We start from the raw sequence: 5,717 nt of genomic DNA, 5'->3' as shown, positions 1-5,717 counted from the left end.
AGGTTCACATTCGCCTCCCTCACCCCTTCAATTCCTTTCAAAGCCTTTTCCACAATGCGCTGGCTATTTTTCTTGCTTCGCTATAGAGCGCTTTTTTGTCGATAGTTATATTCTTCCCGTGTTTTACCACAGGTTTGCCTGAAACATAGACATCGACTATTTTCAGGTTGTCGATAATACCGTAGAAAAAATGACTGCAAAAATTCTCCTGGGTTATTGGGGTAGGAGAATCATAATCCACAATGATAAAATCGGCCCTGTACCCGGGCTCTATGAATCCCAACTTTTTCGCAAAAGAACGTGATGCTATTTCAGCATTCGTTTTGAAGAATGTTTTTAGCAAGTCTTGTGAACTCGTCACTTTTGGATCTCTTTTAGCGTGGTGAGGTGCAAGCAAGAAAAAACGAAGATCTTTGGCGATATTGAAGCCGAATCCGTCGTTGCCCACACCTACTTTTACACCTCGTTTTACAAATTCTGGCCAGTATGAAATGCCAACCCCATTATTCATATTTGATTGCGCATTTACAACGATAAAACCATCAGTACCCTTAATGAGATCGAGTTCGATTTCGTCAACATGTATGCAATGAGCATAAATAGACCCCGGAGCCATTAAACCATGTTCATAAAAACGCTGCATTATCCGTTTTCCGTATCTTGAGAGACTGCTTTCCTCGTCTTCTGGTCCCTCGGCCACATGTACATGAATGGGGATTTTCCCGTCAGATTCTTTTGAAATTCTTTTCAGAGTTTCTTCACTGAGGGTAAATGCTGCATGGAGCCCAAAATGCGCGCCTTTGAATTCGTTTCTTCTACTGAAAAAATCAACATTTTCAGAAATACCCTCAGCAACGGCTCTTTTTCCATCGCGGTCTGACACTTCATAACACGTGTCAATCCGCAATCCAACATCATTAACGGCTCTTGATAAGGTATTGAGAGAACCTATAATCTCCGTAGGTGAAGAATGATGATCAATGATAGATGTAACCCCTGATTCGGCAGATTCAACAGCCGCTATGTACGCACTCAACTCGATTTCCGGCAAACCCAATTTTCTATCAAGCCGCCACCATAATTGTTCCAATAGCTCGGTGAAAGAAGAAGGGTTGAAATAATCAAGCATTAGTCCCCTAGCAAAAGTCGAATAGATATGAGTATGGGCATTAACAAATCCCGGCATGAGAAGCCTTCCACCACCATCTATAACCTCATCGTCTTCTCTTTCAGGTTCCACATCACCAACATAGGTGAAATTATTCTCCTTGATGGTCACGTAACCATGATTAATATAATCTTTCCCTGTAAAAATCGAAACATTCTTTACTAACAATTCAATCACCCCAGTGAATGGGATTTCTCTTTATAAAACGCCCTGCTCCAGAGGCAAGTGTTATCTCTTTTCCGTTGTATGCAAGCTCTCCTCTGAGAAACGTCATTGCAATTTTGCCTTTTACTGCAAGACCATGATATGGCGAATATTCTGCTTTTCCGAAAATAGGAGTACCTATTGTCCATTCTTTATCCATGTCTATTACAACAAGATCAGCATCAGTTCCAGGTATCAAAGACCCCTTCTCGGGAAACAGACCGAGATATTTCGCAGGATTTACGCTAAGTAATCTGGCAAGCAAAAGTGGATCAGAAATCAGGCTTCTCATAAGGGAGAATGTAAAACCCAAAGTAGGTAAACCATAGGGAATCGAATTTAAATCTGGCGCGTTTTCAATTTTTTCACTAATGCTGAAAGGGCAGTGATCTGTTCCTATCGTTTGAACTCTCCCTTTTTTGAGGAATTCGAGGAGCTTATCCCTTTCCCCTTCACTTCTCAATGGTGGACAGAAGCTGAAGAGATAATTTTCTTCTCCTTTTAACCTGGAGTTGTCCAACAACAGATACTGCGGGCAGGTTTCGATGACAACATTATCGCTCCAGCTATTTTTTAATTTGTGCAGCTCTTCAAGCGTTTTTCCACTTGAGAGGTGAACAATATAAACTTGACCTTTGCCCAACTGCGCGAGCAGAAGCACATCAAGTACAGCAACCAATTCGCTTTCAGTTGATCTGATCCGGGAAAGGTTATCAATAATTGCTGGAATATGTCTCATATTGTTTCTTATCAGTTCGTCATCTTCAGAATGCACTAACACCACAAATCCCTTTTTTGAAGACAGTCTGAATAATTCATACATAAAGCCTCTGTCTGTTCGTCTTTTGCTATCTCCATAAGCTGTGAATATTTTGACTGATGGAATGCCATGGTCAATGGTGAAGCTCGCTATTTCCTCAGCATTGAACCCTTGATTTTCTCCAAGAGTAAAATGCAGTCCATAGTCGACTTTCGATTTTTTCGCCTGCAGGAACTTATCTTCAAGGACTTTCTCAAAGTCCTCTTTAAAGCGGACAGGTTCAGTGAAATCAAAAAATGTTGTGACACCATCACTCAATGCGGCATCTGAGGCCGTTTCATAATTATCTGAAGAAATATATTTACCTAAATCGAGATTCAAATGCACATGTGGGTCAATAAATCCCGGAAAAACAAAAAAACCAGAGCAGTCATAAGACTGTCTGGCTTCCAGAATTACATCACAAGGTGTAATGGCTTTTATTTTCTCTTCGGAAATATAGATGTTTCCATTTCTTATGTTAAAGCCATCACAAAGTTTTCCACCAATCAAAGCGAGCTCGTAGCTCACGGTCTTCCTCCCATAGTTAATGCCATGACCGCTTTTGCTGTATGTAGCCTGTTCTCAGCTTCATCGATAACAACTGATTGTGGACCGTCAATTACTTCATCAACAACCTCTCTGCCTCTATCTGCCGGCAGGGCATGCATATATATGGCGTGTTTCTTGGCCAGCTTCATGCGCTCTGGCGTACATATCCAGTCTTTGTGTTTTCGCGTTTCTGCCATGATTTCTTCGGGGTTATCTGAAACAAAGAATCCGCCCCAGGATTTTGGAATGACAATATCAGCATCTTCGAACGCGGCGTTCATATCATGCGAAATCTCGAATTTCGTTCCATTTTCTTCGGCGTTTTTCTTAGCCTGCTCGACAATATCAGGCATTAAATCGAAGCCTTTGGGATATGCCAATGTAACGTCAAGCCCATATCTTGGGAAAAGCAGGATCTGGGACTGTGGTACTGAGAGGGGCTTTAAATGGCTCTCGGCGTATGCCCAGCTGATGCCTACTTTAAGCCCGCGGGTATTCTGCCCAAATTTCTCCCGAATAGTCATAATGTCGGCGAGCACTTGCATTGGATGATAGTAATCATCTTGTAAGTTGAGTATAGGGACAGAAGAGTGTTTGGCGAGTTCCCTTAAATAAGCGTTCCCTATTTTGTAGGCACAATGCCTTACGGCTATGGCGTGCCCATATCTCGAAAGTATCATCGCGGTATCACGCGCAACCTCACCATGAGCGGTTTGCATAACCTTAGGGTTCAAAAAGTGGGCATGCCCGCCAAGTTGTGTTATTCCTGCTTCAATAGAGTTTCTCGTGCGCGTAGATTCATCAAAGAAAATCATGAATACCGTCTTATAGAGAAGCCATGGGGTAAGTTCCCCAACAGCAAATTTGCGCTTTAGATCAGAAGAAAGTTCTAACATCAAATCAATTTCATCTTTTGCAAATTCCTGTGTCGTGATAAAATGTCGTCCTCTAAGCATACTACCCATTACAACCCCTCCTTAATCATTAATCCTGAGATAATTTTAATGGAAGATAAGCGTACATTGCAGCAGCCTTGACCAGGTGATCAATAGAAACTTGATCGCTTGGACTATGTGCGTGTATTTCATTCCCGGGGCCGAAGCCTATTGTTGGGATACCAAACATTCCGGCTGTAGCAACGCCATTAGTTGAAAAAGTCCATTTATCGACAACCGGTTCCTCTCCGAAAACTGTCCGGTAAGCTTCAACTGATTTTCGCACGATTTCATGGTCCTCGTCCATCACCCACGTTGGGAAATACTTTTTGGTTGGGTATTCAAGCCCGGTGTAAGAAGTCCTTCTATACTCGAGCTCAACGATCTCCGCTTCTTCACCAGCACGCTTTATGACGTTTTCCAGTTCTGAGATAACAACTTCACGTGTTTCACCTTTGGTTAGCCTTCTATCAAGCTGAATGGTACATTCGTCGGGAACCGCATTATGAGAAGGCGATTTGAAGAATATCTGTGTAACGGCAACAGTACCTTTCCCAAGGAAAGGATCTTTCCTAAGCCTATCGTTTAATTTCTCAATTTCCTGTATAATTCGGCTCATTTTATAAATCGCGTTTACCCCTCGTTCTGGAGCTGAAGCATGGCATGACATACCGGTGGTTTTTATCTGGAGCTCGATTCTGCCCCTATGTCCACGATATATGTTAAGATTCGTTGGTTCTGTAATCACCACATAATCAGGCTTAAGGCCTTCCTCATTTATTATGTATTGCCAGCAAAGCCCATCACAGTCTTCTTCCATTACAGTTCCAGTAACATAGAGAGTAAAATCTCCCATTAAACCGAGTTCTTTCATCAACTTTACGCCATATACCATGGAAGCCATGCCAGCTTTCTGATCACTTGCCCCGCGACCATAGATTACTCCATTCTTGACGACTGCTTCAAAGGGATCTACTTCCCATATTTCCGGATTTCCCACTTCAACAGTATCGATATGGGCGTCCATAGCAATGATCTTTTTCCCGCTTCCGACTCTACCCAGAATGTTACCCATGCCATCGATGATGATTTCGTCAAAGCCCACCTTTTCCATTTCGTGCTTGATTCTCTGAATCACTTCCCTTTCCTCAGTGGAATAACTTTTCGTCTTTACTAAATCTCTCATGAATTCTGTAAGTTCGTCACGGTATTTCTCTGCTGCCTTTAAGATTTTTTCATTCATTGAATCAGTCCTTTCTTTTGAATACTAATTTATCTAAATTATACTTTTTTAATGCAAAAAGCCAAAACAGATATGAGGCTAATATAAAATAATCGGGGACTTCTCAACCGTGACAAACTTTTATTTTCGTATTGATTCGTATTTGTAAGCTTCTGCGATTTTTAGCGGACTATTCAAGTGTCTTTGAACAAATTGTCCACAATTGCTGCCAATTTTATTTTCTTCTAGCTCACCAATACTTAAAATCACCTGGTAACCAAGTTCTTCGAGTTTTTCAATAAGGCCTGAATGATATGGAAGTGCTTTTCCTTTTGGATCAACTGCAGATTCAATTTTATTTCCAATTGCTCGATATGTAGGATTTATAGGGGTGATTTTAATCAAAAATTTATCAGGATCAAAAAATGCGTGAAGTTTGTCGGCTTCGACTATATTTTCTTTACCAAGAGCAAAATTCAGTGTAATTTTTCTATCTCCATCACGGTAAAATTTCTCTCCATAAGCAGCTATATCCTTAAAACCCCACTTTTTAACCGGAATTATAGTTTCGCGCTGGTGATAATCTGTTGAATGGATTGAAAATTGAAGCTGAAACCGGCCTGCGAAGTATTCGTTCTTGATGTTGATTAGCTCTTCAAAAAAAACTTCTCTCCCAGCGGGAGCAACTGTGGAAAGTGATGGAAGTAATCCGGGCGCCTCATATCTGTGAGGGAGTTTTTTCAAAACTTCTAGAACTTCATCATTCAATGCAGGTTCACCCATTCGTGCAAATTGGATTTTGAATTTTCTTGAGGGAATTTTCAATCCTCCAAATCT

The 5,717-nt window shown here is 41.3% G+C and carries 5 protein-coding genes; all 5 read right to left on the bottom strand.

What is annotated here, in order from left to right:
* Positions 1 to 37: 37 nt before the first annotated feature.
* A complete protein-coding gene (ssnA, locus tag AC3LHT_RS04430) occupies positions 38 to 1,345 on the bottom strand; it encodes a putative aminohydrolase SsnA (protein WP_488662096.1) in 1,308 nt (435 codons plus the stop codon).
* Complete coding sequence (locus AC3LHT_RS04425) at positions 1,338 to 2,702, bottom strand: dihydroorotase (protein WP_488662095.1); 1,365 nt, start codon at positions 2,700 to 2,702, stop codon at positions 1,338 to 1,340. Before AC3LHT_RS04425 ends, ssnA begins: the two co-directional genes overlap by 8 nt.
* The gene (locus AC3LHT_RS04420; RefSeq protein ID WP_290645691.1) at positions 2,699 to 3,688 is read right to left on the bottom strand and encodes an ornithine carbamoyltransferase; all 990 of its coding nucleotides are present in this window, start codon (positions 3,686 to 3,688) and stop codon (positions 2,699 to 2,701) included. Before AC3LHT_RS04420 ends, AC3LHT_RS04425 begins: the two co-directional genes overlap by 4 nt.
* 19 nt (positions 3,689 to 3,707) lie before the next feature.
* Positions 3,708 to 4,901 (bottom strand): YgeY family selenium metabolism-linked hydrolase, encoded by a 1,194-nt coding sequence (locus AC3LHT_RS04415; RefSeq protein WP_488662094.1) that lies wholly within the window; start codon positions 4,899 to 4,901, stop codon positions 3,708 to 3,710.
* A gap of 120 nt (positions 4,902 to 5,021) precedes the next feature.
* Positions 5,022 to 5,717: radical SAM protein (locus tag AC3LHT_RS04410; protein ID WP_488662093.1), on the bottom strand; the 696-nt coding region annotated here is incomplete at its 5' end.

It is taken from the genome of Kosmotoga sp. (genome assembly GCF_982836095.1).
This window is presented reverse-complemented; position numbering and strand designations above follow the sequence as displayed.

What these genes read in the sequence shown, in the direction of transcription:
- AC3LHT_RS04420 (WP_290645691.1), bottom strand. Translation starts at nt 3,688, where the DNA reads ATGGGTAGTATGCTTAGAGGACGACATTTTATCACGACACAGGAATTT.
- AC3LHT_RS04415 (WP_488662094.1), bottom strand. Translation starts at nt 4,901, where the DNA reads ATGAATGAAAAAATCTTAAAGGCAGCAGAGAAATACCGTGACGAACTT.